This window comes from Cyanobacteria bacterium FACHB-DQ100, assembly GCA_014695195.1.
Taxonomy (GTDB): Bacteria; Cyanobacteriota; Cyanobacteriia; order Leptolyngbyales; family Leptolyngbyaceae; genus Leptolyngbya.
In genome coordinates, this window is sequence record JACJNW010000032.1 from 137388 (window position 1) to 162131 (window position 24744).

The 24744-nt window shown below is 48.5% G+C and carries 20 protein-coding genes; 7 read left to right on the forward strand and 13 right to left on the reverse strand.

The window, feature by feature from the left end:
* Window positions 1–453 precede the first annotated feature (453 nt).
* Both H6F51_17735 and H6F51_17740 read left to right on the forward strand, forming a co-directional pair.
* Window positions 454–1926: a TldD/PmbA family protein gene (locus H6F51_17735; protein ID MBD1824314.1), complete on the forward strand. Its 1473-nt coding sequence runs from the start codon at window positions 454–456 to the stop codon at window positions 1924–1926.
* A 328-nt stretch (window positions 1927–2254) separates the two neighbouring features.
* Window positions 2255–3595 (forward strand): TldD/PmbA family protein, encoded by a 1341-nt coding sequence (locus tag H6F51_17740; protein ID MBD1824315.1) that lies wholly within the window; start codon window positions 2255–2257, stop codon window positions 3593–3595.
* Between the two features lie 63 nt (window positions 3596–3658).
* Here the strand turns inward: H6F51_17740 and H6F51_17745 are convergent, their stop codons facing one another.
* The 3 genes from H6F51_17745 to H6F51_17755 all read right to left on the reverse strand — a co-directional run bounded on the left by H6F51_17745 (window position 3659) and on the right by H6F51_17755 (window position 8229).
* Window positions 3659–5344 carry an iron uptake porin gene (locus tag H6F51_17745; GenBank protein MBD1824316.1) on the reverse strand — a complete coding sequence of 562 codons (1686 nt, stop codon included), beginning with the start codon at window positions 5342–5344 and terminating at the stop codon, window positions 3659–3661.
* Between the two features lie 213 nt (window positions 5345–5557).
* The gene (locus H6F51_17750) at window positions 5558–6976 is read right to left on the reverse strand and encodes a hypothetical protein (protein ID MBD1824317.1); all 1419 of its coding nucleotides are present in this window, start codon (window positions 6974–6976) and stop codon (window positions 5558–5560) included.
* A 59-nt stretch (window positions 6977–7035) separates the two neighbouring features.
* On the reverse strand, window positions 7036–8229 hold the full coding sequence (locus tag H6F51_17755; protein ID MBD1824318.1) for a glycosyltransferase: 1194 nt from the start codon (window positions 8227–8229) through the stop codon (window positions 7036–7038).
* Between the two features lie 44 nt (window positions 8230–8273).
* Here H6F51_17755 and H6F51_17760 point away from each other — a divergent pair, with 44 nt between their 5' ends.
* The gene (locus H6F51_17760) at window positions 8274–9218 is read left to right on the forward strand and encodes a glycosyltransferase family 2 protein (GenBank protein MBD1824319.1); all 945 of its coding nucleotides are present in this window, start codon (window positions 8274–8276) and stop codon (window positions 9216–9218) included.
* Here the strand turns inward: H6F51_17760 and H6F51_17765 are convergent, their stop codons facing one another.
* The 6 genes from H6F51_17765 to H6F51_17790 all read right to left on the reverse strand — a co-directional run bounded on the left by H6F51_17765 (window position 9219) and on the right by H6F51_17790 (window position 14359).
* A complete protein-coding gene (locus H6F51_17765; GenBank protein ID MBD1824320.1) occupies window positions 9219–10130 on the reverse strand; it encodes a sugar ABC transporter permease in 912 nt (303 codons plus the stop codon). It lies immediately after the preceding gene.
* 39 nt (window positions 10131–10169) lie between these two features.
* Window positions 10170–10769, reverse strand: coding sequence for a hypothetical protein (locus H6F51_17770; protein ID MBD1824321.1), 600 nt, complete (start codon window positions 10767–10769; stop codon window positions 10170–10172).
* A 295-nt stretch (window positions 10770–11064) separates the two neighbouring features.
* Window positions 11065–12078 (reverse strand): L-histidine N(alpha)-methyltransferase, encoded by a 1014-nt coding sequence (gene egtD / locus H6F51_17775; protein ID MBD1824322.1) that lies wholly within the window; start codon window positions 12076–12078, stop codon window positions 11065–11067.
* A 2-nt stretch (window positions 12079–12080) separates the two neighbouring features.
* Window positions 12081–13145, reverse strand: coding sequence for an ergothioneine biosynthesis protein EgtB (gene egtB, locus H6F51_17780; protein ID MBD1824323.1), 1065 nt, complete (start codon window positions 13143–13145; stop codon window positions 12081–12083).
* A gap of 13 nt (window positions 13146–13158) precedes the next feature.
* Complete coding sequence (gene egtC, locus H6F51_17785; protein ID MBD1824324.1) at window positions 13159–13932, reverse strand: ergothioneine biosynthesis protein EgtC; 774 nt, start codon at window positions 13930–13932, stop codon at window positions 13159–13161.
* Between the two features lie 49 nt (window positions 13933–13981).
* A complete protein-coding gene (locus tag H6F51_17790; GenBank protein MBD1824325.1) occupies window positions 13982–14359 on the reverse strand; it encodes a DUF423 domain-containing protein in 378 nt (125 codons plus the stop codon).
* 771 nt (window positions 14360–15130) lie between these two features.
* On the opposite strand from H6F51_17790, the gene H6F51_17795 reads away from it, so the two are divergent.
* Window positions 15131–16486, forward strand: a complete 1356-nt coding sequence (locus H6F51_17795; protein MBD1824326.1) for an ABC transporter substrate-binding protein — start codon at window positions 15131–15133, stop codon at window positions 16484–16486.
* Between the two features lie 186 nt (window positions 16487–16672).
* Here H6F51_17795 and H6F51_17800 read toward each other — a convergent pair whose 3' ends face one another.
* Window positions 16673–17908, reverse strand: a complete 1236-nt coding sequence (locus tag H6F51_17800; GenBank protein MBD1824327.1) for a pentapeptide repeat-containing protein — start codon at window positions 17906–17908, stop codon at window positions 16673–16675.
* Between the two features lie 237 nt (window positions 17909–18145).
* Between H6F51_17800 and H6F51_17805 the strand changes: the two genes are divergently transcribed.
* Window positions 18146–20116, forward strand: a complete 1971-nt coding sequence (locus H6F51_17805) for a CapA family protein (GenBank protein ID MBD1824328.1) — start codon at window positions 18146–18148, stop codon at window positions 20114–20116.
* Window positions 20117–20136: 20 nt separating this feature from the next.
* Window positions 20137–21006 carry an aldose epimerase gene (locus H6F51_17810; protein ID MBD1824329.1) on the forward strand — a complete coding sequence of 290 codons (870 nt, stop codon included), beginning with the start codon at window positions 20137–20139 and terminating at the stop codon, window positions 21004–21006.
* A gap of 118 nt (window positions 21007–21124) precedes the next feature.
* Here H6F51_17810 and H6F51_17815 read toward each other — a convergent pair whose 3' ends face one another.
* Together H6F51_17815 and H6F51_17820 are read right to left on the reverse strand one after the other, a co-directional pair.
* Complete coding sequence (locus H6F51_17815) at window positions 21125–21787, reverse strand: HEAT repeat domain-containing protein (GenBank protein MBD1824330.1); 663 nt, start codon at window positions 21785–21787, stop codon at window positions 21125–21127.
* A 20-nt stretch (window positions 21788–21807) separates the two neighbouring features.
* Entirely contained in the window at window positions 21808–22272 is a 465-nt protein-coding gene (locus H6F51_17820) for a CBS domain-containing protein (protein ID MBD1824331.1), read from the reverse strand.
* A gap of 190 nt (window positions 22273–22462) precedes the next feature.
* Here H6F51_17820 and H6F51_17825 point away from each other — a divergent pair, with 190 nt between their 5' ends.
* A complete protein-coding gene (locus tag H6F51_17825) occupies window positions 22463–23527 on the forward strand; it encodes a potassium channel protein (GenBank protein MBD1824332.1) in 1065 nt (354 codons plus the stop codon).
* On the opposite strand, the gene H6F51_17830 is transcribed toward H6F51_17825, so the two are convergent.
* On the reverse strand, window positions 23524–24606 hold the full coding sequence (locus H6F51_17830) for an EAL domain-containing protein (protein ID MBD1824333.1): 1083 nt from the start codon (window positions 24604–24606) through the stop codon (window positions 23524–23526). The genes H6F51_17825 and H6F51_17830 overlap by 4 nt on opposite strands.
* Window positions 24607–24744 lie beyond the last annotated feature (138 nt).

The window sequence follows — 24744 nt, forward strand, 5'->3', positions numbered from 1 at the left end:
GGAGAATTCACAACCTCAATTCCAATCACAGCACTCTCAGGCTATCAAGCAAACGCCAACTCTACGAGCTTTTTCCGGGTTCCAATAGACGGAGGTACAGAAGGGTTGCCACGAAGAAAAAGGGGACAAAAAACCATTCGGGCGAATTGCGATAGACCCAAATCATGAGGATAAGCCAACAGGCTAGGCTGGTCAGAGCGAGAAGATCACGCATGGAATGCCTCCATGATTTTTAGAGAACCAGTTAGTCCTTCAGCAGATTTACTGGCTTGTCAGACAAAATCAGTGAAATCTTTCTAAAGATCCTGTGAACTCGACACTCCATACGTGACCCTTCTGTTCGCGATCGCCCCTACAGAGTACGGTCTCCCCCCAAAGCGCAGAGATCCCGGAAACGGAACGGCTTCGCTACAATAAACGAAAACCACCCCGAATACGCACGAGGCTTGCTTAATGCAATCACCGACTCTTTTGATCTCCAAAGAGCTACCCAGCTTGAACTATACCTATGCTCCCGATCGCTTCGATGAAACGTGGGAAGCACCGTTGTCGATTTTGCTTGGACTTGGACGGGCAGCCGGGGCAGACTTTATCGAATTTTTCTTAGAGCGCGTCAACTACATTAGCTGTATGGCAGAAGACGACGCGATTACCAGCATTTCGCCTCGATTGGCAACGGGTGCAGGGGTGCGGGTGTTTCGTGGCAAAGCAGACTGTTACGTTTCGACGAATGACTTGTCGTTTAACGGTCTGAAAGCAGCATTAGAGAAGGGCTTGTCGATCATGGGGTTGCACTTGCCGTCTCCCAATTCGTTTATCCCAGAAATTCATCTCGAACTGCTGCGCGATTACGCGACGAAGAAGGGCAAAGAAGCGTGGCTCGGTCAGTCGAGTTCGATGCGGGAAATGGGCGATGTGCTGCTTGCGGCAAACGGATCGCTCTTGCAGAAAGCAAATCACGTTCAATCGCGCCGCGCTGTGTATTTCCGCGATTGGCAAGAAGTGTTAGTTGCTGCGAGCGATGGCACGTTTGCGCGGGACATTCGTTTAACGCAGTCGGTTGGATATAGCTTGCTGTGCGCCGAGGGAACGAATCGATCGTCGATCAATAAGCGTGTCGGTAGCACCAGTGAGCCAGATTTTCTCAGAAATTGGAATTACGCGAACGATGCGGAAGAAGTAGCAGATTCTGCCGCGAAGATGCTGTATGCGGATTATGTTGAGTCGGGCAACTATCCGATCATCATGGCAAACGAATTCGGCGGCGTGATTTTCCATGAAGCGTGTGGACACTTGCTCGAAACGACGCAGATCGAACGCAAGACGACTCCGTTTGCTGAGAAGAAAGGCGAGAAGATCGCACACGAAAATCTCACTGCTTGGGATGAAGGCATTACATCGGATGCGTTTGGAACGATCGACATGGATGATGAAGGAATGCCCGCTCAGCGCACGTTGCTGATTGAGAATGGCATTTTGAAGAACTTTATTTCCGATCGTGCAGGTTCGGTGAGAACTGGGCATCCAAGAACTGGCAGCGGTCGCCGTCAAGGATACACTTTCGCAGCAGCCAGTCGGATGCGGAACACCTACATTGCACCGGGAGAGTATGAGATCGATGACTTGTTTGCGTCGATCGAGAAAGGCATCTACTGCAAGAAAATGGGTGGCGGTAGTGTTGGGCCTACCGGCCAGTTCAACTTTGCAGTTGATGAAGCGTATTTGATCGAAAACGGCAAAGTGACCAAACCGCTCAAAGGTGCAACGCTGATCGGAGAAGCAGTGGACATCATGAATAAGATTTCCATGTGTTCTAAGGATCTAGGCTTGGCGGCAGGGTTCTGTGGTTCGGTGAGCGGTAGCGTTTATGTGACCGTTGGACAGCCGCACCTGAAGGTCGATTCGATCACCGTGGGTGGTCGATAAGGGCAAATTGCTTCGTTTTGGGTGGGTTGTTGCCCCCTAAATCCCCCACCAGTGGGGACTTTGAGATAAAGGAATCGATCGACTGTAGGAGCATTCTTGGCGTTAAAGCTTATACCGAATTAAACATAGAATGCGACAGATCATACTCAAAGTCCCCCATTCTGGGGGATTTAGGGGGCGAGAATCTGTCGCATCCACAAATCAATCTGGTATTAGTGGTGCTTCTCAGGAGGTTAAAGCATTTTGTTCAAAGTTTCTGATTGGGGATTTAGGGAGCAAACCCGAAGTAATTAAAGAGATTTATTTCTGCACAATAGGCGCTAAACAAATGGCAAAGGTTCAAGACATTGCAGCCGCAGCACAAGAAGCTGCAAAGAAACTCGGAATTGAGAAGTTTGATATCTATGGTTCATCGATCGATGAAACCAGCGTGCAGGTCGATCAAGGTGAGCCGCAGCAAATGAAGGCTTCACAACGATCGGGCGTAACGGTGCGCGTGTGGAACGAAGAACACAGTGTAGGTGTAACTTCGACAACCGATGTTGATTCGATCGGCTTAGAGCTTGCTTTGAAGACGGCTAAAGAAGCAAGTTACTTTGGCGTGAAAGACAATGCACCGGATTTTAGTCCTGAAGCAACGGCGAAAACAGCGGATGTGAACAGTGAGCATCTGCCGCAAGCTCCGGTGTCGCAATTGTTAGAAACATTGATTCACGCAGAGAAAGAACTACTATCGGCGCATCCTGCGATCGTCGGTGTTCCCTACAATGGTTTGGCGCAGCGGGATATCGATCGCTTCTATCTCAACAGTCAAGGTGCATTACGGCATGAAGCGCATTCTTATGCGTCAATGTATCTCTACACCAAAACCGAAGAAGAAGGCAGAAAACCTCGTAGTGCAGGAGCTTTTCGCGTCAGCCCTGGAATCGAAAAGCTGGATGTTGAAGGCTGTTTGAAAGAAGCAGCAGAGAAAACAATCAGTCATTTGAACTATGACAAAGTAAAAACAGGCAAATATCGCATCGTGTTTTCACCAGAAGCCTTCTTGAGCTTGATTGGTGCGTTTTCTAACTTGTTTAATGCTCAGAGCATCTTAGATAACCAAAGTCTCTCTACTGTTGAATCTTTGGGCACAACGATCGCCTCTCCGCTCCTGTGCTTAAATGACAATGCCCTACATCCTGAAAACATTGGTGCAGAAGCATTTGATGGCGAGGGAACTCCGACTCGTGCCATTCCATTGATCAAAAATGGCGTGTTGTCGAACTTCCTACATAGTGCAGGCACAGCAAAACGGATGAATGCACAGCCCACTGGACACGCAAACATGGGCGCAAAGGTTACAGTCAGTCCGCATTTCTTTCATGTCTATGCGGGTGAACCCGCAGCGCAGGAATATAGCTTAGAGAATGCAGACAATCTAATTCTGATTGATGATCTGAGTGCGCTTCATGCGGGAGTTCAAGCGCTGCAAGGTTCGTTCTCGCTGCCGTTTGATGGTTGGCTGATTCAGAATGGAAAGCGTACCAGCATTGAATCTGCTACCGTTGCAGGTGACATTCGGGAAGTGCTGAAGTCGATTATCTATGTCGAGAAAGAGACGGAATTTACAGGCTCAGGGGTTGCTCCGAGAGTTTGGGTAGACGAACTATCCGTTACTGGAGAATAGCGAACCATTGAACTGATCAAAAACGATCGGAGCTTATCAATCCTCCGATCGTTTTTTTGCACCTTAGAACGTGAAAGTGGTTCGGATTGTTCCAATCACAATGTCATCGTTGCGATCGTCATGATTCGGAGCCGTTAGCCAAATAATTCCGGGTGTAATCGCAATGTTGTCATTGAGTTGATATTGATAGAAGCCTTCAACATGGAGTGAGGTGCTGCGATCGCGTCCCACCGCAGATCCGAATGTTCCCCGCGCTCCGGTAACTTTCGGTTCCATCCCCACAATCACCCCGGCAACGCTGCCTTTTTTGAGAAAGTCAGGAACCGCTAAACCGACTGACCAGTTCCAGATGTCCAATGTCCCCCGCTGTCCAGGCTGTAACGATTGAGCATTCGTGTAGCCGACTGCACCATTAAGTACAAGCTGCGGCGCAAGTTGGAAGGTTGCCGAGATGCCGTAAGCATTCGCCGAAGTAGGCACATTGTTGGCTAAGAAGCCTGTGTCGCCGAGAGAGCGGAAATTTGCACGAGTGCTACCTACCGAGCCGTTTCCTGCAAAATCGACGTTGTAAGCGTGAATGTAAGTCAAACCGATTCCCAGTCGTTCAGTCGGACGGAAGGTGAGTTGAGCCAGCGCACCGTAAGAACCGTTAAATAAGCCGTCTCCGGCTGCGGGAGAATTTGGCTCACCTGAGAGATAGCCTAAACTCAGTTCTAGAGCATCGCCGAACTTATGGCGCAGTCCGAGGCCGGTTCCGGCGGTACCGTTGCCTAGATAGTAAATCGAGTTGCGTGTGCCGAAGTGCGACAATGCGCCTGAACCACCATCTCCATCAAGATAAGGATTCAATGTATCGGTAAAGTCATCGATCGCACCTGCATTCGCTTCGACCACAACGGTCGTGTTTTCTCCGATCGGAAACGTATAGTTCAAAGCATCGATCACCACTTCATTATTATCACCCCCTGCAAATCTCAACGCCCCTTCGGTGGTCAGTTGGTCGCCACTCACGCTGGCAGGAAGCGCAGAAAGGTTTGCCGCTTGCAGACGGGTTCTCAAGTTGTCGCGTCCGGTGAAGCTGGTGTCGAAGTTCAAGCGGATACGATTGCCGACGATCGTATTGCGGGAGACGCGATCGAGCACTTCGGTACTGGTTCCGGTCACAGGATCAAACTCACGTCGAATAAAATCGCGTCCTGCGGCGGCTCCGGTGATACCTAAAACGACTTCGGCATTGAGCTTTGTGGTGGTTGAAAATTGTTGTTTTTCCAGCGTAGTCGTGCGAGCTTCCAGCGAATCGACCCGACCCCGCAGGGTTGCGAGTTCTGCGGCAAATTGTTCTTGCAGTTTTTGCAGCGTGGCGAGGTCTTCTTTTTTGACTAAATCTGCGGTGGAAGCGGCGATCAGTTCATTAATGCGATTGAGGCAGGCATTCAATCCGGCTGCAAATTCATATCGAGTGGTGGCACGATTGCCTCGGAAGGTACGATCGGGATAACCCGCGATACAGCCATAGCGCTCAACTAGAGACTGTAGCGCCTGAAATGCCCAATCTGTCGGGCGGACATCGGAAAGCTGCGAAACCGATGTCACCTGCGCTAAAGGCTCCTCGTTGCTCAGTTCTGCAACAGCTGGATTTGCTGAATTTACCTTAATTTCTGAATCTACGCTAATTTCAGATGCGGTGGCGTTAGAAGCAAGTCCCAATCCTGCTGCTAAAACCAGGGAATGAATCAAAAGCTTTGTCATGACCTATCTATCCTTACACCAGTGAATCATGAATCGTGTTGCAAACTAGCAATACCGAAAAGGGCGGTCTTTTTGATAATAGGTCTTATTCTCAACTAAATCGCGAGCGATTTTCTCTGAATTTAAGATTTTCTTTTTCTGGGGAAGGGACTCAGACTGTTACAACGACAGGCTGTAAAACTTGAAGCCTGTCATTTTTGAAAAGTAGTATCGTTAATTCCTGCCTTGGGAAATCGTTGTTGGTGCAGGCGTAGTGGCTCCGAACGTCATCGAGTCTAAATCATTCAGTAGCTTCAGTGCTTGGGCACGACGCAGGCTCGAATCTTGGGGTTGTTTCTTGAGCCACGCGATCGCGTTTGGTTTGCCATGTTGTGCGGCGAGTCGGAGTGCTGCCCAAAGCTGCACGTCCGATCGAGCAGGATTTAGGTTTAGCACTGCATCAATACGCTTCTGAACTCGATCTGAATCCAATTTGAGCGTATCCAGGATTTCAGCACGATCGGTTGCAGGGTTCTGCACAAACTGGGCAGCGCGTTCCCAGCGTCCATCAATTAGGTTGGCTAACACTTGCTGTCCTGGACTTGCCCAAGGCTGATCAGCTTGTGCTTTGGTCACTTTGGCATGACGCTCGACGAGATCCATTTGAGCTTGAGCCGTCATCGTCCAGTTTTTGCCAACTTGCTGCTTGACAGACTGCATATACTCAAGTGCTGGTGACCATAACCCACTGCGGGCAAGGAACAACGCATCGACAAAGGCTCCATTCTCTTGCCGCAGTCCGCTTTGGCTGAGTGAAATCGGCTGAAGCTGAAACGGAATGTTTTTTCGCTGCACCGATCGCAGTTGATACACCTGAAAATCTGGCTCTAGTCCGACGGTTTGATTGACTACAAACTCAGCCGGACGACCTTTTGAAGCCGCTTGCCAGGTTGGAAACTCGCCCGTTGAACTTGTCCAAGACAGCATCACGCTCATCGCAGTCGTGATGGGATTGTAGTAAACCACCTGACCGTAAGCGATCGATTTGTCCCCCTGCTGGAGCTTGCCGCTCAGGGTGAGCCATGCCCCGTTACGTGGCGCGCGGTCTTCAAATCGTTGAACTGTGGTGAACGGGACAGATCGATCGACACCGGAATCGATCACATGGGCGCGAATGAGAGGTTCGGTGACAAAATCTTCCTGTAGCTCCCGCACTGCGATTTGATTGACGAACTGCAGGGCTTCGGGTTTGTTTGGGGTTGGATTGAACACCAATTGATAAGCCCGGAGTTCGGTTAAGCGATCGTCTCCGCCATTTTTATCAGGACGATAGATCGGGATGAGCAAATCGGTTTGGTTTGATTTGGCTTTGATTGCCGTTTCAATGCGGATTGGTTCTCCTGCAAATAAGCCAGCTTTTCTTAGGTCTGCTTGGATTTCTCGGAGCGTTTTTGGATCGTCCCAAGCGCTAATCGGGATTTTGGCGTTTGTGGGCAGGTATTGATTCATCCAGGCGACCGATCGCGGGTCTTTGATGAATTGCAAACTTAGCCAAATGCTAGAAGCAACCAAACCTGCTGCGGTCACGATTACCACACTCGATCCGACTGACTTCCAGGGAATTGCACCGATTTTTGGCAATTGCACTTTCATAACGCGATTTGAAACACTGCCCTTTCTTTGAATGGTATATGCGTTTTTGAGTTTTCGAGCTAATTTCTCTCTAAGACTTGTAAATATTGCCGTCCTGCGCGTTCCCAAGTGTATTCGGTTTCGATTAACGATCGTGCATTTTGGGACAGTTGCGATCGTAACGCTGGATCACCAAACAATCGTGAAATTGCTGCAACATATTCGCTCACTGTATTTGCTTGCAGTGCCCGAATGGGTCGGTTGAATTGTACTCCTTCAAGTCCTCGATCGCTCGATACAATCGGTGTTCCGGCTGCCATTGCCTCAAGTGTTTTGTTTTTAATTCCGTATCCGGTTCGCATTGGAATTACACAGACTGTTGCTTGGTGTAGGTAATCTGCGATCGATTCAACTCGTCCGGTAACGATGATATTTTTGCGCTCACCCAATTTGCGCTCACCTAATTGTTGAATTTCTGCGGTTGGACGTGCGCCAACGATCGACAACGTAACATCAGGATAAATCAATTGAAGCTGCGGTAAGATTTCCAGACTTAAAAACTTTGCAGCATCAATATTCGCTAAATTATCCATTGCACCAATGAAAACCAGATGATGACCACCCGGATCAGTGGTGCGGTAAGGAAAAGCCGTGAAATCGACTCCATTCGGAATCACGGTGAAATCGGCATTTGGATTAAAGCGTTGGAGTTGGGTACGATCGTCGTCAGTTGTCACCACAATGTTGGTAAATTTTCGACAATAGCGTTTCTCGTAGCGTTTCAGAAGCGGTAGATTAATGCGATCGCGCAGTTGATTCTCAGAAGTTCCAGTCTGTAATTGATTCTTGCAAGATCCATACACTGAGCTATGTACGTTTACGATTTTTTTCTGTTGGAATGTTGGACGGAGATAGATTTCGTTAACGCTATGTTCACAAGTAATCACATCAAACTGATCGATGTGCTGATCAATCCAAGCTTGCATCTGGGGTGAATAGTTTGATCGCACACTCGGTGGTGTTCCTTCGATCAAAAACTCTGAAAATCGTTGCGCTTTATTCGATCGAGAAATCGGTTTCTCAAATACAACTAATTTCCCCGTAAATTCCCGTAGTGCTTCAATTTCTGCATCGCTAACATCCTCGCTTCGCTGGGTCAGAAGCGTAACGTGATGTGCTTGATTGAGATACTTCAGCAAATGAAATGTACGAACCTGCGTCCCGCCTTTGGTTGGGGGATACGGGAAAGTTGTGGACAACATGAGGATATTCATGGGGCGATCGTGTCGATATTGAGAGAAACTAACCTCCTATCGGTATGCCCAAAATTAGCGTTTGCATTCCTACGTATAATCGCGCTCACTTTCTGCCTTATGCGATCGAGAGTGTTTTCGCGCAAACGATTTCGGATTGGGAGTTGATCGTCTGCGATGACGGCTCTCAAGATGGAACTCCAGAAATCATGCAGCGCCACACTGATCCGCGAGTCCGATATGTGCGACATCCTCGCAACGTGGGCAAAAGCAACAATATGCGATCGGGCTATGAAGTTGCGAGTGGGAAGTATTTTATTAAATTCGATGATGATGATCGCCTCATCCCAGAGTTTTTAGAAAAAACGAGTGAAATTCTTGATCAAAATTCAGGGATCGACTTTGTTGGAACGGATCACTGGATTATTAATTCCGACAATCAGCGCGACCTTGAACAAACGGATAAAAATTCGCAAAAATGGGGCAGAACTGAATTGACCGAAGGAATTCCGCGATCGCTTCTAGAAATCGTATTTGTGAAGCAGAGTTTTCAAGTTGGTGCAACGCTTTTTAGAATGCAAGCATTACAAGATGTAGATTATATGCGCCCAAATATTCAAAACTGTGAAGATAATGATTTATTTGTGCGATTAGCAATTGACGGAAAGCAGGGTTATTACTTGCCACAACGCTTAATGGAATATCGAGTACATCCAGAGCAGCAAGGCATCGATCGTGCCATTCCTTATCTCAAAGACAAGCTGCGTTATTTAGAGAATTTTCAGTTTACGTCAGAATTAGAGCAGATCCGGCGATCGCGCTTAGCCGAAACGCAATTGTTACTTGGACTGAGATTGATCGAAATGGGTGAAACAAAGCGCGGACGGGAATTAGTGCAATTTGGCAAATCTGCTTCAGTTCCAAAAGCTTATGCTGGATTAGCACTTTCGCTGGTACCCAAATCCTTGAGACAAATGCTGTTTCAAAGGATTCGGAAAGTTAAAGCTTGACTATAGCTTTGTTTCGTTTAAGCTTTCCGCATCGGTAGAACGCTGCACCGCTAACCGCACGATCGACAAAACTAAAATCATCAAAAACATCACAAGCCCGATTGTACAGGCATAGCTAATTTCTAGTTTTGTGAACGCCTGCTCATACACGTAAAACACGATGGTTTTAGAACTATTCAACGGGCCGCCTTGCGTCATGATGAATATTTCTTCAAACACTTTCGTTGCAGAAATTGCAGAAATCACCGCAACTAACAACAAATAAGGCTGCATCAACGGCAGAGTAATATCCCAGTGCTTGCGAATGCCGTCTGAACCCTCGATCGCTGCTGCTTCGTATAATTCCGCCGGAATCGACTGCAATCCTGCCAGATAAATCACCATGTAGTAGCCCAACCCTTTCCAAATCGTCACCGCCATCACGCTAAACAGCGCCCAATTTGGATCAGTTAACCAGGGCACGCCTCCAAAACCGATCGCTCGTAAAAACTGATTCAACAATCCGTTATCCGAGTACAACCACTTCCAAGCAATTCCCGCCACCACCATCGAAATGATCACAGGCGTATAGTACGCTACTCGAAACCAGCGAATTCCTCGAATCTTCTGATTGACCAGAATCGCTAAAGCCAGAGGTGCGATCGCCAGAACCGGAACCACGCAGACCAAATACAAAATCGTATTGCGTAACGTCTGCCAAAACACCGGATCAGTACTCAACCGCTTAAAATTTGCCCACCCGATCCACTGCGGTTCTGTGATCAAGTCGTAGCGCGTAAAACTGAAATAAAACGCTTGCAGTGCCGGATAGAAAACCGTAATCCCCAACACGATCAACGCTGGCAACAAAAACAGATAAGGCGTTAAACGCCGCTGAATCGGAGACCAACTGATTCGGAGTGTCTTAATCATCAGGAGTGGAGTTGCAAAAAGCCAACTCACACTCTACCGCTAATCGATTTCCTCTGCTTCAACTCGTCGGATCGATCGCCGCGCAGGCAGCACTTGCGTTCGACGACGGTTCGACAAATAGCCCGGATACTCATCGTGAATCACTTCGATCGTTCGCGAAGGGCGCTGCTGCTTTGCGAATAACACAAACATTCCAACCAGGGCAATCCCACCGCCAAAGGTTAAAATCACCCCGCCCAGCATCCAGAGAAGATTCGAGAGAACAGAATTGTTTTCGCTTGTTGGATTTGCAGTCCTTTGTGGCGCGGGTACGGCAACTTTGTTTTGAGTATTCAGCGTTTCAATCAGAGCTTGCTGGCTTTGCAGTTGCGTTTTGAACTGCTCGGTTTGAATCCGCTGTTGCTCGACGATCGCTCTCAACTGCTCAATCTCTGCTTTTTGTTTATCAAAATCAGCGCTCGTTGTGGCGATCGGAGAAGGAGGTGCAGTAGGAACAGCAGGCGGCACAGAATAGTTATAGTTCGGCAAGGGTTGAGACGGGATCGTAGGCGAACTGTTGCCGACTCCTCCTTTCAGCAAAACAACAGCCGCCAGTCCTGCAAGTGCTGCGCCTCCTAAAAATGATGTCGTTTCACTCATCTCCCCTTCACCTTCTCATGCTGGCTGTAACACGGATTGCGGTCTCCCAACGGTCTCTAGTTTATAGTCTCTAGTTTGTAGTCTCTAGTTTATTGTGACTCAAGCCAGGATTTCTGAATCTTATTGGTGATTCCATACTTATTCAAGTTCAGATTTTCTGACTTGTCCATATCAGTTTATATAGATTTTTCCGGAAAAGGGCAATTTCTAATCTATTTAAAGATTGAAGCTGCCCCGTTTTGAGTCGCTTTTACTGAAGCCTAGAATGCCCTAGTGCGCGATCGATCTCGACGTTCTAACCCAGAATTCGTTGACACAGCAGAACGGCAAAGGCTTGCTCGGAATCTGTCCAGACGTGAACCCAGTCTAATTTTTTTGCGCTTAAAAGCTGTTTCATTTCATCGAGATCAAATTTGCGCGAAATCTCGCTTAAAATCGTCTCCCCGGCTGAAAATTCGACCGTTAAATCTAATGTGTTCAGGCGAACGGTTTGCGATCGCAAACTCCGTAAGTGCATCTCAACTTGTCGCTCAGCTTCGTTATAAATCGCGACGTGCTGAAACTGCGTTAAATCAAAATCGCCCTGAAATCGCTGATTTAAATGACGCAGCATATTCAAGTTAAATTCTGCGGTTACGCCTTGGCGATCGTTATACGCTGCTTCTAATCGGGCAGTGGATTTATGTAAATCAATTCCGAGTAGAAAATATTCTTTCGGCTTCAGCGCATTTGCAATTTGATCAAGAAAAATATCGCATTCCTGCGGATTCAAATTTCCTAATGTGCTGCCGATAAACCCGATCATTCGACTTTGAAGATGAGTTTGCGGAAGTTTTTCCAGTGCCTGTTCATAGGTTCCGACTAGCCCATAAACTTCAAGGGTTGGGTAGTCCGACAGCAAGCTTTGAGCGCTACTTTCAAGAATTCCAGCGCTAATGTCGATCGGACAATACACCAAAGGATGATCCGCCGCTCGGTAGGCATCCAGCAAAATTCGCGTTTTGGTTGAATTGCCGCTACCGAGTTCAATCAGTTCGCAGGCTCCGGTGATTTGAACAATTTCGGGCGCACAAGCTTTGAGAATTTCTGTTTCAGTTCGAGTTAGATAATATTCTGGCAGTTCGGTAATTTGCTCAAATAGTTGAGAGCCGCGATCGTCATAAAAATAGCGCGGCGGTAAGGTTTTTGGTGCTTGACTCAATCCGCGTATAACATCACTTCCCGGATGTAGCTCATCTTCAGAAGGAAGGGAGCGATCGACGAGATAAACGAGGTGAACGCGATCCAACGCACTAAAATTCTGCGGCACAACTAACTCCTTACACCAGCCGAACAAACACAGCGAAACCCTGAAAAAATCTCTCGAACCTGCGGATAATACCAGTTTCGGAAGCTGTTTCGCATTGCCCACGGGAAAGTTGCCCAACTTCCGCCTTTGAGTACGCGATGCGCTCGATCGAAATAGGTTTGAGAATATCCCGGATACGGATAGCTCTCAAAGCCCGAATATCCATCAAACCAGGTCGATGTCCACTGCCAAACCTCACCTAGCATATTCTGAAATGCAGCCGCTTTTTCCCATTCGGCTTCGGTTGGCAGTCGTTTTCCCACAAATTTTGCGTAAGCGTCCGCTTCATACCAACTCACACCGCAAACTGGAATATTGTCTGCACTCCCATACAACGGACGATCGATTCCGCTTTTCTGAACCCATTCCCATCCTTCTGCTGTCCACCACTCCCGATCCTGATAGCCGCCCGCTTCAATAAACGATCGATATTCCGCACAAGTCACTGGATGTCGATCGATCCAATATGCCTCTAAATAGACTTCGTGCTGGGGTCGCTCATTATCTTGTGCCTTGATCGCCTCATTCCCCTGAATAAAAGAACCCCCTGGAATTGAAATCATGCGCTCTGATTCAAAATCCCCCACGGGTGGGAGATTTAGGGGGCTTCCTGCATCTCCCACCGCAGCCCGTCCGATCAGCGCAAGCACGATCGCCATCGTTTCCGCGTGTTGACACTCATGTTGCAATAACCATTTCCACAATCGTTCCTGCTGATCCACAGGCGCGATCGCCAAATAATCAAACACTTTTGCCCTCACCGTCGCTAAATATTCAACGACCGTATTAATTTCAGGTAATCGAACACGATCGCTTTTCGGCAATCCATCCTGAGCAAACAATCGATGATATTCAGGCAGCAACGGCGGATAACCTGCACATCGCTGCAAAATCCACAGCGCCTCAGTATAAGCAATATGTCCCAGATGCCACCCGATCGGGCTGAAGTCCGGATGTGCCTGAGTGCAAAAAGTGTTGTAATCAATCGATTCAATGAGCGCTAACGTTCTCGATCGACACTGCTGCATCGAGTGTTGCAACTCAGATAGAAGTAATGTTTGGCTCGAAATCATCATCTATAGTTAACAAACAGCGATCGCTTAATGCTTTCCAATTTCCCTCGAATAGAGGCTCAGATGCAACGAGAACCGACTGCGGAAAATTCGGGTCGTTCACCAGATAATAAAGCGTGGGAGTCGGAACTCCCTGAGCATAACGAGATGCAATCAACTGATTGCCATCACTCAGGATTAGGTTTGCCGAGAAAGGAACTTGATGTTTTTCACCCAGTTCAGTCAGCACCTTCAAAGTACGATGCAACGCCTCGGTTAAATTCGCGCTCGTTTCTAGCTCATTAATCACGGTTGCAAAAAGATGCTCTGAATCCGTCAGTCCTTGGATTAATTCATAAGCAACGTCGCTAAGACGATCGCGCAGGGGACGATACAGCGTTTTGCGAAAATTCTGAATAAATCCGTTGTGAAGTCCCAAGATCGAATCGTACTGGAATGGCTGACAGTTACTCAAATCCGTCGCAAGTCCAGCCGTTGCGCTCCGAACATTTGCCAACACACAGCCTGATTCGACATACCGACTTAAACTTTGCAAGTTCATATCATTCCAAATCGGTAAGGTGTTGCGATACATAAACGCTTCAGTTTCCCGATACCAACCGACCCCAAAGCCGTCAGCATTCATTAAACCCGCCGTCATTTCCTTCGGTTGATAGCTCTGCACGACCAGAGAATGATCCGATTGAGAAACTAAGCGATCGAGTAAAACAGGCTGTCCCAAATAACCTAGCAATCGACACATATATAAATTTCGTGGGCGAACTGTCTAAATGGTGACATAAATCTTTTGCTTATAGTTTCAGTCTCCAAGCTGAGATCGCCAAACATACCCAACCGACGATAAACGCTGTTCCGCCTAATGGAGCCACCGCTCCCAACCACTTCACGCCAGAGAGCGACAGCGCGTACAAACTGCCAGAGAAAAGCACAATTCCTACAATAAACGCGATTCCTGAAGCAGTTAAAAGCGGATCTGCAAATTCAGTTCTGCTAATAAATAATGCAACTAGAACTAATGCGATCGCGTGGTACATCTGATATCGTGCCCCCGTTTCAAAAATAGTCAAAGCGCGATCGTCTAGTTTTCCCTTTAACGCATGACTTGCAAATGCCCCTCCTGCAACCGAAATTGCAGCAAAAATCGCTCCGATTGATAAAAAGAATCGCATTACAATCAATCCTTCTAATTAGTTCTACTCAATGATTTTAGATCTGACTTTCACGATCGAGCACGGGCTATAAAACAATTATGAAGATAAATGAATAAGAGCGAATTGATTCTGCTCTATCTAAAGAATCAATAAAATTGCACTGAAACTGATCTCGCTTCGAGCAAAACGCAAATTTGTAGGCAGATATTTTGTAATTTAGCCCTGTGTAATAGAGCAAACATAATCTAACCAAAAGCGCAATTTCGATAGATCAAAACAATCATTTGGCGGCTGAAACTTCCTTAATATCTTTCTTCTAGCCATTTCTGAACGTTCATAGGTTCCAATCAATTTTTAGCATTAATAGGTTCAAATAAGAATAATTGCTTAATCAATAATTCGGATTATTAAATCAAAATAAAAACTTATCGAATGGATTGGATATTACTCTCATGGTTTTATTCCTAACTTGATCAAGATGGCTATAAAAGGCTATAAACTAATTTCCATCAGAGAAGAAAGTTCTGAGTTCACAAAGTTTATTTACTAATTGAATACTTGAACGCAAACACAAATGTCAGCGCGATCGCGGCTTCTATCTGTTTAAACAAATGTTAGAAGACCTCAGGGATTGTGCGGCTTTGCGTCCTTCCGGTTGCAATATTTGTGTTTCGTTTTGGTTCAATTTCTGCTCAGCTTTTACTTCTCAAAAGGCTGTCACTTTGGGATAACTCCTGACAGCTTCTCATGCCAAAAAATAGCGATTTTGTTTGTTAGGAGATTCGAGTTATGAGTCAGTTTTCCCGTCGCCGCTTCTTATATACTGCAACTGCATCCGGTATCGGCGCGTTTGTGCTGAAAGGCTGCGTTGGCAATCCTCCCAGCCGGGATAATGCGGCTGCCCCTTCCTCCCCCGGAGCCGTTCCAGCCGTGAACTCTGGTGGTGGAGATGCCCCAGAAGTCACAACCGCTCGGCTTGGCTATTTGCCTATCTTTGAAGCTGCGCCATTCGTCGTTGCCGTTGAAAAAGGCTTCTTTAAGAAGTACGGCATGACCGATGTGCAAGCCTTGAAGCAATCTTCCTGGGGTGCATTGCGAGATAACATTGTCATCGGCTCGGCAGGTGGCGGGATTGACGGCGCACAGTTCCAAATGCCGATGCCTTACTTAATTTCAGAAGGCAGAATCACGGATAACCGCAAGGTGCCAATGTACGTGATGTTGCAGACCTCAACTCAAGGAAATGGCATTGCGATCGCCAATAAGCACCTCGGCAAAAATCTTCACCTCGATCTGTCCAAAGGCGGCGCTACCTATTTGAAGGAACTGCAATCGAAAGGCACTCCGTTCACCGCAGCCTACACTTTTCCTGGCGCAAACCAAGAGCTGTGGATTCGCTACTGGCTAGCTGCAGGCGGTGTGAACCCCGATACCGATGTGAGACTGATCGTGGTTCCGCCCGCGCAAACCGTTGCCAATATGAAAACCGGCACAATGGACGGATTTAGCACCGGCGACCCCTGGCCCTACCGGATCTTGTCTGACAACATCGGCTTTATGGGAGCGCTCACCGCTCAAATCTGGAAAGACCACCCCGAAGAATACTTTGGAATGCGAGCAGACTGGACAGACAAGCACCCGAAAGCGGCCAAAGCGATTCTGAAAGGCTTGATGGAAGCGCAACAATGGTGCGACAAGCAGGAAAACCGCAAAGAACTGGCTCAGCTTGTGGGTGGACGGCAATACTTCAACCTGCCGGCGAACATCCTCGACTCGCCGCTCGCCGGTAAGTACAACATGGGCGACGGTCAGCCTGAAATCAACGATATCAGCATGGGGCCGCTCTATTGGAAAGACAGCAAAGGCAGCGTGTCTTACCCCTACAAGAGTCACGACACCTGGTTCCTCACCGAGAACATTCGCTGGGAAATGCTTCCCGCTGAAACCGATGTCAAAGCGCTGGTAGATAAAACCAACCGCGAAGACCTCTGGAAAGAAGCGGCGAAAGAAGCCGGAATTGCAGATGCTGACATTCCGAAGGATGCCTCGCGCGGGGTCGAGAAGTTCTTTGATGGGGTTTCATTCGATCCTGCTAATCCGATCGAGTACCTCAAGAGCCTGAAAGTGAAGAAAGTCAAAGTCTAGAACGCGATCGATTCCGAAGAGTCGTGTCTTGCTCTTCGATCGTTCATTGCCAGCCTGACTTAAACCAACATTGCGAAGGTTGGAGCGTCGATACATTCTCCACTTTCGATCGAGTGTCCCAAAGGATAGCATCAAGAGTGCGGAACGTCGAAAGACCGACTGTGCTCTTGTTTTCTTTTTAAATCTTCAACGCCCTAGCTTATTCGGAATTCCTTCACACCCACCGGGAATAGTGCTGCGTGTTGTTGAGCCACCCCAAGCGCAGCAGTAGTATCGTTGCTCCTCAGACATATCTTCTGCATCAGTGAAGTCTGCGTTTTCGATCACGGCACCTGTATAAGCTCCGGTTTTGAAGTTTGGCGGCTCTGTGCGACTGCGAGGCGAGGCGGTTTCTGCTTTGCCATAGAAGAAACGAGTCCCGCTTAAATCAGCGCCGCGTAAACTCGCACTACATAATACCGTGCGGGCAAAATTCGTTTTCACTAAGTCGCAGTTGGCTAGATTTGCACGAATGAGGTTCGCTTCACTCAAATCTGCCCAGCGTAAATCCGTTCCTGAAAGATCTGCTGCTGCCAGCATAATTCCTAAATCGATCACCCGAATCCCGTTGACTCGATCTTCTGCATATCCACCCGTTCCGTTAAGGATTGCTCTGCCCAAGCGTGCATCTCGCTTGAGGGGAGACAGCAATTTTGCCCGCGAAAGGAACCGAATGATCTTGGCTTTTCCGGCACCATCGACACTGCTTAAAATTGCAGCTGTTCGCCCTTCTGCGATCGCTCGTTCTTGGGGCCAATCTTCCAGCAGCCCTTCTTCATCCAGCACTAGATCCGAGATTCCCTGGAAATACGTATCGATCGTTTGCTGTTGCGTAATTGTATTTTGCTGCACGGTGAGTTCGATCGAGATGATGTACTGTCGCCATGCAATATAAACTGCCAAGATCGCGATCAAAATCTGTCCCAACGCGCCGAACACTTCACCTAATGCCCCAACTGCATCCCAATCTAAAGCGCGATATAACTGTGCGATCGCTTGATCGGCTCCGAAAATTTTTGCAATCCCAATCAACCCCACAACTGCCCCAATTACCCCCAAAGTAATCCCTTGATCTTGCTCGGTGAGAATTTCGATCAGGACGGGCTTTACGGTTGGGTAAAGCATCTGCGCTGAGAACAAGAGCGTGACGATCGAGCCTGCCAAAATTAGCCAGAACTGGTTGAGAAATAGCCCGATCGACACAATGAGCAATGCCACAATCAAAATGATCGCTCGACTCGGATTTGGGGGCGATGAGCCAGATTGTGAAGACGCTAGATGAGAGGCAGTCCGCTCTCTCGAAACTTCTGCGCGAGTTGGCGTGATTGAAACCGCAGAACCATTGGTGGTATTGGAAGCAGGCAAATTGGGATCAACAGACATGGAGCTTTGTCAATTCAGTCAGTAAGCTTATGTTACCCGTTACGCACAAGGCTGATCTGTGTCTTTGCTGCGATTCCAATCTCGAATACAGTGCGGATTGATCAATTCATCGTTAGATTGTGGGAAAAATATTTCTCCAATGTGACAAAAGTTGGCTTTATGCCATAAAATTCGTTCAACTTCCCAGAATTGCAGTATTACTAATTTGTGTCCTTGTGCGTGTGGAGTCTAAACAGTATGGGTCAGGCAACTCAGTCAAATCAGCCCTCGGTGCAGGAGTTGGCACGATCGGGCGATTTGGATGCACTCACGTATTGGCTGAATGTGTTTTTGCTGCCTCATAATCTGTTCGCTCAGACAGAATCCGCTTCATCGCCGGGATGCGTCAGAATCTTTGTCGAATTTTATCCTTCTCCGGAAGTCGATGCCCAATCGCCAGAATTTCAGCAAAATCTGGTGCGCTTCATTTGCCATCACATTTGGCAATTGAACTCTGCCGCGATCGATGGCGTTCAAATTGCTGCCCGCTTTACGGGTAAACCTCAAATTCTCTGGCGTAAAACGGTGCGAGTTGTTTCTCCCGCTCGTCGCGCCAAACTCGCACAACCCCAGGCGCAAGCTCCCACCACAGACGTTGCTCAGATCAAGTCAAAACTCCGGCAAACCACTCGTCAAAGAGTGCAGTTTCGCGCCCTGCGATCGCTCTTACTCACCGGGACGACTGCTGCCGCGTTTATCTTCGGCTGCTGGTTAGGGTACAAAGACGCACCGCCCACCCAAACCACGGCGACAGCAGCCAACTCTACAGTCAGACCCCAAACCGTGACCACTGCGCTAGAACCTGTGCAGGTCGAGACTGCCGGAACTTCCACCGATGGAACCGCCACGCTTCTATTTACGGGTGATGTGTCGCTCACGCATACTTACGCAGAGTTGGTGAAGGACGACAAAAACTGGGCATTTGCCGCGCTGCCAGAAACACGGCAAGCGGATGTCTCGATCGTCAACCTCGAAGCGCCGTTTACTACGGCATCCGATTCAACCAAGAACGAAGGGTTCAAAGCTGATCCGGCTCAAGTAGACGTGCTGAAAAACGGCGGCATCGGTCTTGTGAATCTAGCAAACGATCGCATGATGGATTACCAGGGCACCGGACTCGAAGACACGATCAAAACGCTTGACCAAGCGGGAATTCGTCATTTTGGGGCAGGACGAGACACGAAAGAAGCCCGTCGCCCTGAAATTCTTGATGTCGATGGGCAACGAGTGGCGTACCTGGGTTATTTTGGCGCACCGGAGCAAGCCGCTAGCGAATCAACCCCCGGAACGAACCTGAAGCAAAACGATCGCATTGCAGCCGATATTAAAGCCATTCGCGATCAAGTCGATTGGGTGGTTGTGAACCTCCACTGGGGCGATGAGATTGCCAAATATCCCAGCGAATCTCAGATCGAACTCGCCCATTTTTCCATCGATCAAGGCGCAGATTTAGTGGTGGGTCATCATTCCAGCGTTTTGCAAGGCGCAGAAATTTACAAAGGTCGCCCGATCGCCTATTCGCTCGGAAACTTCATTTTTGGCAAAAAAGCAGAAGGGAATTATGACAGTGCAATGCTGCGGGTTGCGCTCAAAGATCGGCAAATGAAGGTCGAACTTTTGCCCGTTGAGGTTAAAGGATTTCAGCCGCATGTGGCAACGGGCGATCGTGGACAAGAAATTCTCAACCAAATCGAATCGGTTTCCGATGTGTTCCAGCAACCGCTAAAGTCGCCTACGATTATTGATGCGCGATCGAACAGCATAACTCAGCCGAATACCCCATCTCCGAGTCCCTCTAGCACTGTTCAACCTGATTCTGATCCTGATCAGGCTGCACCAAACCCAGAGTCAACGCCTTCAGATTCCCAATTGAGTCCCGATTCTGCAAGTCCGACTTTAACGCCTGCTCCAGAATCAAGTCCGACTTCTTCTGACCAACCTTGGAATCAAAATTCGTTCATCAATCAACCCAGCCGCGAATCTCCGGCTCCAGAGGTTCAGCCCTCTATTTCACCCAGTCCGCAGGCGACCGACGATCCAAACGATCGCCAAACAGACTCAGATGGACTCAACCCTCCAGCACCGAGTCAAAGCATTGAACCCGATCGTCGTCGTTATGCAACCTCAATGCCTAATGACACGATCGTCGATGCTGCTCTCTATCCTTAACACCATTTATTCATCTGCCTGTGTTTTCCATTGAACGTCGTCGCCAGCAATTCGATACCTATGTCTTATCTGATCGAGCTTCTAACTCTAAGCTCGAAATCGTTCCCGATCGCGGGGGCATTATCACCAGTTGGCAAGTTCAGGGACGCGAACTCCTGTATATGGATACCGCTCGGTTTGCTGATCCCACGCTTTCAGTCCGGGGTGGAATTCCGATTTTGTTCCCTATCTGTGGGAATTTACCCAACAATGCTTATACCTACAAAGGACAGTCCTACACCTTGAAGCAGCACGGATTTGCCCGTGATTTGCCCTGGGAAGTGATGGAGCAAAACACAGAAGCGGAACTCAGCTTTACGATCGGGCTTTCCAGTACTCCTCAAACTCGTGAACACTATCCGTTTGACTTCCGGTTAGTACTTACTTACCGATTACAGGGTCAAACGTTACTGATCGAGCAGCAAATTAGCAATCTCTCAGATGAACCGATGCCGTTTTCGATCGGGTTTCATCCCTATTTCTTGGCTCCAGAAAAACATCAGCTTCGATTCGATATTCCTGCGAACGACGCTCTAGATCAAAGAACTCAAGCGCACCATTCGTTCTTCAATACGTTTGATTTCGCTCAGGATGAGATCGACTGGGCGTTTCTGCAAATCAGCCGCCAAGTCTCAAATGTCACGGATCTAAGCCGTCACACACGAATTACTCTGACTGCGGCGGATGAATTTCCTTTGCTGGTGTTTTGGACGCTGAAAGGCAAGGATTTTTATTGTCTAGAACCTTGGAGCGCTCCCCGCAATGCTTTAAATACAGGCGATCGATTACTTTCGGTGGAACCTGGCGCAACGATGAACACAACGATTAGCTTATCTATTGAGTTTTCGTGAGAAGGCGATCGTCTTAAAGGCGCGATAAGTGTAGAACTTGTCATAGCGACGCGAGTAATCGCGTCGCTACGATCACGGATGCAATAAATCGGCGATCTGCCACCTTTATTCTTTAAAGCTACGACGCAGCCAAAACTTGTTTTGCGTGACTTGCAACTTGCTCGGCTTCATCGTGGGTCAGAGTTTCGATCGTCGCTCTTGCTTCAGGTGTATTCAACCGAGCTAGGGCTTGCACCACCCGATAGCGAATCTGCCAGTCGGAGTCAGTTGCATAAGGCGTAAGCAATTCAACGGCTCGCGCATCCCCTAATTCTCCCAGTGAGCCGATCGCTGCCGTTTTGACCAATACCTCACTGTTAGAGCCGAGCGCTGCTTTCAGCAGATCAAACGATCGCGGCTCACCCAGTTCGCCCAGCGCTGCAATCACACTGAAACTCACCAACCATTCTGACGTTCTGTGGTAGAGGGCTTCGAGTTGTTCATAAGCTTCCGTCAGCTTCAGCGCCCCGATCGAGTCCGCTGCTGCCGCTTGCACATCCGCTTCCACATCTGCCAGCGCCACTTTTAATAAGCTCAGTGCAGCCTCGCGATTTTGGCTCCCCAGCGACGCAAGCTGACTAACCGCAGCATATCGCACCCGCACATTGGAGTCTGCCACAGGAATTTGTATGAGTTCAAACGCGATCGCCGGATCAATCGTTCTGAGTTGATTGACGCCACGCAGGCGATCGCCAAAATCTTGAGATTGTAATAGGTCGCGAATCGAATCTGGTGTATTCATAGGGTCAAATCTCTAATAAATCAAGCTTGCTCTGCTGCCATGCTGCGGATAATATCGCCACGAGTTAAGATGCCGACGACCTTACCGAATGAATCAAGCACAGGCAATCGATGAATTTTGTGGTCGTGCATTGCCTTGGCCGCTTTGGACAGGAGTGTGTCTGAAGTCGTGGTGACTGGAGCCGAACTCATCACCTCTCCGACGGTTTGCCCGATCGCTTTATGCAATTCTTTTTCATACCGCCCTGGATTTTCTAGATAAATCACACTATCGAGCAGCATGATATAAGCGGGGGGTGTGACATCGGTTTCGCGCCACATCAAATCGGTTTCAGAAATGATGCCGACCAGTTGACCGTTGGCATCGAGTACAGGCAGACCGCTAATATGCCGCTCGGCTAGGATTTTGATCACGTCGTTGATCGGGGTTTCAGGATGAACCGTGATCGGATTGGGGGTCATCGCTTCCGCAACAGTTTTCGGCATGGAGGTTGTGAACCGTTCTTTTCTAAGGTCTAGATCAATTATTGGGGAATTGGCGATCGAGGCTGCGATCGATTCACCCGATTTAACATTCGTAGATCTACCGTTGCGGAATAAACACTCTAAAGGAGGATGAATCTGCGATGATAGAAGCACTTCGCCACCGATAGCGCGAACACGCTCAAGCTTGACTATGCAAGGTTCCCTCAGACGAATCATCACCGGAGTCGTCTTTTTTGTGATTACCGTCTTGATTGCTGCCGCAGGCTATGTTGTCGCGGGCTGGTCGGTACTCGATGCGTTTTACATGGTAGTGATTACGGTGTTTGGGGTGGGGTTCGGAGAGGTGCGTCCCGTCAATACCCCGGAACTCAAAGTTTTTACGATGCTGGTGATCATCAGCGGTACGTCGTCTGCAGTTTATGCCGTGGGCGGATTTATCCAGATGGTGACTGAAGGCGAAATCAAGCAGATTTTACAAAGAAACCATATGTCTCAAACAATCAAGGCACTGGAAGACCATGTGATTATTTGTGGTTTCGGTCGGATGGGGCAGATTTTGGCGAAAAAGCTGACCGATGCTCAAGTCAAGTTTGTGGTGATTGATCATAACGACGATCGCATCGAGCAAGCAGAATCTCAGGGCTATTTAGTGTATTTGGGAAATGCGACCGATGACACGGTTTTGCATAAAGCGGGAATCAATACGGCGCGGGCATTGGCGACGGTGCTACCCGATGATGCAGCGAATGTGTTCATTACGCTGACGGCTCGCGAACTGAATCCAAAACTCTTGATTCTGTCTCGTGGGGAACTGCCTTCGACCGAGAAAAAACTCCGACTTGCAGGAGCCAATCAAGTAGTGTTACCTGCTTCGATTAGCGCTTTGCGGATGGCACACATGATCACGCATCCGGCAACGCTGGATTTTTTCAGCCAAGGCGACGATCGCAATACGCTGAATGAACTGCTTGGACAGATGGATATTCAGATGGATGAACTGGCGATTACCCAAAAGTCCGGCATGATTGGGGCGACGATCGGCGATATTGAAACGCGGGGACGCGGCACGATGATCATCGTAGCGCTGCGACGAGCAGACGGGACGACAATCACCCATCCGGGACAAATGATCGTTTTAAGCGAAGGCGATGCGGTGATTGTGATGGGGCATCGCGGCGATATTCCGCAGGTGATGCGAAGTTTAGTCGTGCGCCGGAAGATGCGTTATCGCGGCTCTCCCCGCATTTGGAACTAATTGACGGACGCTTGATCGATCACTCCTGCGTCAGATTGAAGCGAACCTGCGACGATCGGCATTCGACTCGGCATTCCTAATCCGAATCCCTGCCCCAGATCTACGCCAATCGATCGACAAAATTCGATGTCTTCTACAGCTTCGAGTCCCTCGGCTAACACCGTGATGCCAAATTCTTTCGCCACCTGAACCAAGCTCTTAACCATCACTTGCTTCATTTCGTAGCGACTACACCGGTGAATCAATCGTCGATCGAGCTTGACCACATCCGGGCGTAACTCGGTGCAATAGTGATCGATTCCCACATTACTGCCCAAGTCATCCAGCGCTAACCCAAACCCGCCTGCCCGAATTTGTTCAATCACTCTCGGTAAGTTAGGATGCTGAGTCAGCGCTTCGACTTCGGTGAGTTCAAACACGATTTGTTCTGGGTGCAAGCCGAGATCCAGCACTTGCTGAAAGTTCTGCTCTAGCGATTCGGGATGATGCGCGATCGCGTTGGGTAAGACATTAATGAAAAAAGTAGGGCGATCCGGCTGATTCCACTGCGCCAAGGTGTTAAAGCACATCGATCGGGCGAGCGTATCAAACTCTCGGGTCAAATTCATCATCAACGCTGCATCAATCAGTTGCTGTCCGTTAAAGAGCTGCCCCTCTTCATTGCGAGCGTGGGCTAAACATTCATGCGCCACCACCTGACCCGAATGCAGATCAAAAATCGGCTGATAGTTAAAAAACAGTTGCCGACTCGACAAGACCTGGAAAAACCAGGTGTGTTTGCCCAGCAGCATCATGTGTTTGAGCGATTGGGCACTGTGGAACTCACTCAATAAATGCTCCAGATCCAGCACCGATCGCGTCACGAGATATCGAGATAATGCCTTTGCCTGGTTCGAGACGTGCTGACAGATTGCCGCGAACAGATTCGACAGTTCAAACTGGCTCACAGAACGATAGAGCAGTTGCGGCAAGACTGCGATTTTCTCAAAGCCCAATCGATACAGCACCGCACGCGTTTCGCGATCGCTTGGCTGCACAATCAAGGTGAACAGATGACTAGATTGGGGAATGATCTGCACAAAAGAAACCCCTCACATTTCTTAAAGGATGCACCACGGATGACGAATTTTTCTCCGTGCCTATAGAGTATCAAATGTGACTTGGATCGCGCTACTTTGCGATCTAAATCACACCCTAATTTGCAAATTTTAAGGAAG

What these genes read in the sequence shown, in the direction of transcription:
- H6F51_17795 (MBD1824326.1), top strand. Translation starts at nt 15,131, where the DNA reads ATGAGTCAGTTTTCCCGTCGCCGCTTCTTATATACTGCAACTGCATCC.
- H6F51_17745 (MBD1824316.1), bottom strand. Translation starts at nt 5,344, where the DNA reads ATGACAAAGCTTTTGATTCATTCCCTGGTTTTAGCAGCAGGATTGGGA.
- H6F51_17770 (MBD1824321.1), bottom strand. Translation starts at nt 10,769, where the DNA reads ATGAGTGAAACGACATCATTTTTAGGAGGCGCAGCACTTGCAGGACTG.
- H6F51_17765 (MBD1824320.1), bottom strand. Translation starts at nt 10,130, where the DNA reads ATGATTAAGACACTCCGAATCAGTTGGTCTCCGATTCAGCGGCGTTTA.
- egtB (MBD1824323.1), bottom strand. Translation starts at nt 13,145, where the DNA reads ATGCAGCAGTGTCGATCGAGAACGTTAGCGCTCATTGAATCGATTGAT.
- H6F51_17750 (MBD1824317.1), bottom strand. Translation starts at nt 6,976, where the DNA reads ATGAAAGTGCAATTGCCAAAAATCGGTGCAATTCCCTGGAAGTCAGTC.
- H6F51_17815 (MBD1824330.1), bottom strand. Translation starts at nt 21,787, where the DNA reads ATGAATACACCAGATTCGATTCGCGACCTATTACAATCTCAAGATTTT.
- H6F51_17800 (MBD1824327.1), bottom strand. Translation starts at nt 17,908, where the DNA reads ATGTCTGTTGATCCCAATTTGCCTGCTTCCAATACCACCAATGGTTCT.
- egtC (MBD1824324.1), bottom strand. Translation starts at nt 13,932, where the DNA reads ATGTGTCGATTGCTAGGTTATTTGGGACAGCCTGTTTTACTCGATCGC.
- H6F51_17825 (MBD1824332.1), top strand. Translation starts at nt 22,463, where the DNA reads ATGCAAGGTTCCCTCAGACGAATCATCACCGGAGTCGTCTTTTTTGTG.
- H6F51_17755 (MBD1824318.1), bottom strand. Translation starts at nt 8,229, where the DNA reads ATGAATATCCTCATGTTGTCCACAACTTTCCCGTATCCCCCAACCAAA.
- H6F51_17790 (MBD1824325.1), bottom strand. Translation starts at nt 14,359, where the DNA reads ATGCGATTCTTTTTATCAATCGGAGCGATTTTTGCTGCAATTTCGGTT.
- H6F51_17820 (MBD1824331.1), bottom strand. Translation starts at nt 22,272, where the DNA reads ATGCCGAAAACTGTTGCGGAAGCGATGACCCCCAATCCGATCACGGTT.
- H6F51_17805 (MBD1824328.1), top strand. Translation starts at nt 18,146, where the DNA reads ATGGGTCAGGCAACTCAGTCAAATCAGCCCTCGGTGCAGGAGTTGGCA.
- H6F51_17735 (MBD1824314.1), top strand. Translation starts at nt 454, where the DNA reads ATGCAATCACCGACTCTTTTGATCTCCAAAGAGCTACCCAGCTTGAAC.
- H6F51_17760 (MBD1824319.1), top strand. Translation starts at nt 8,274, where the DNA reads ATGCCCAAAATTAGCGTTTGCATTCCTACGTATAATCGCGCTCACTTT.
- H6F51_17740 (MBD1824315.1), top strand. Translation starts at nt 2,255, where the DNA reads ATGGCAAAGGTTCAAGACATTGCAGCCGCAGCACAAGAAGCTGCAAAG.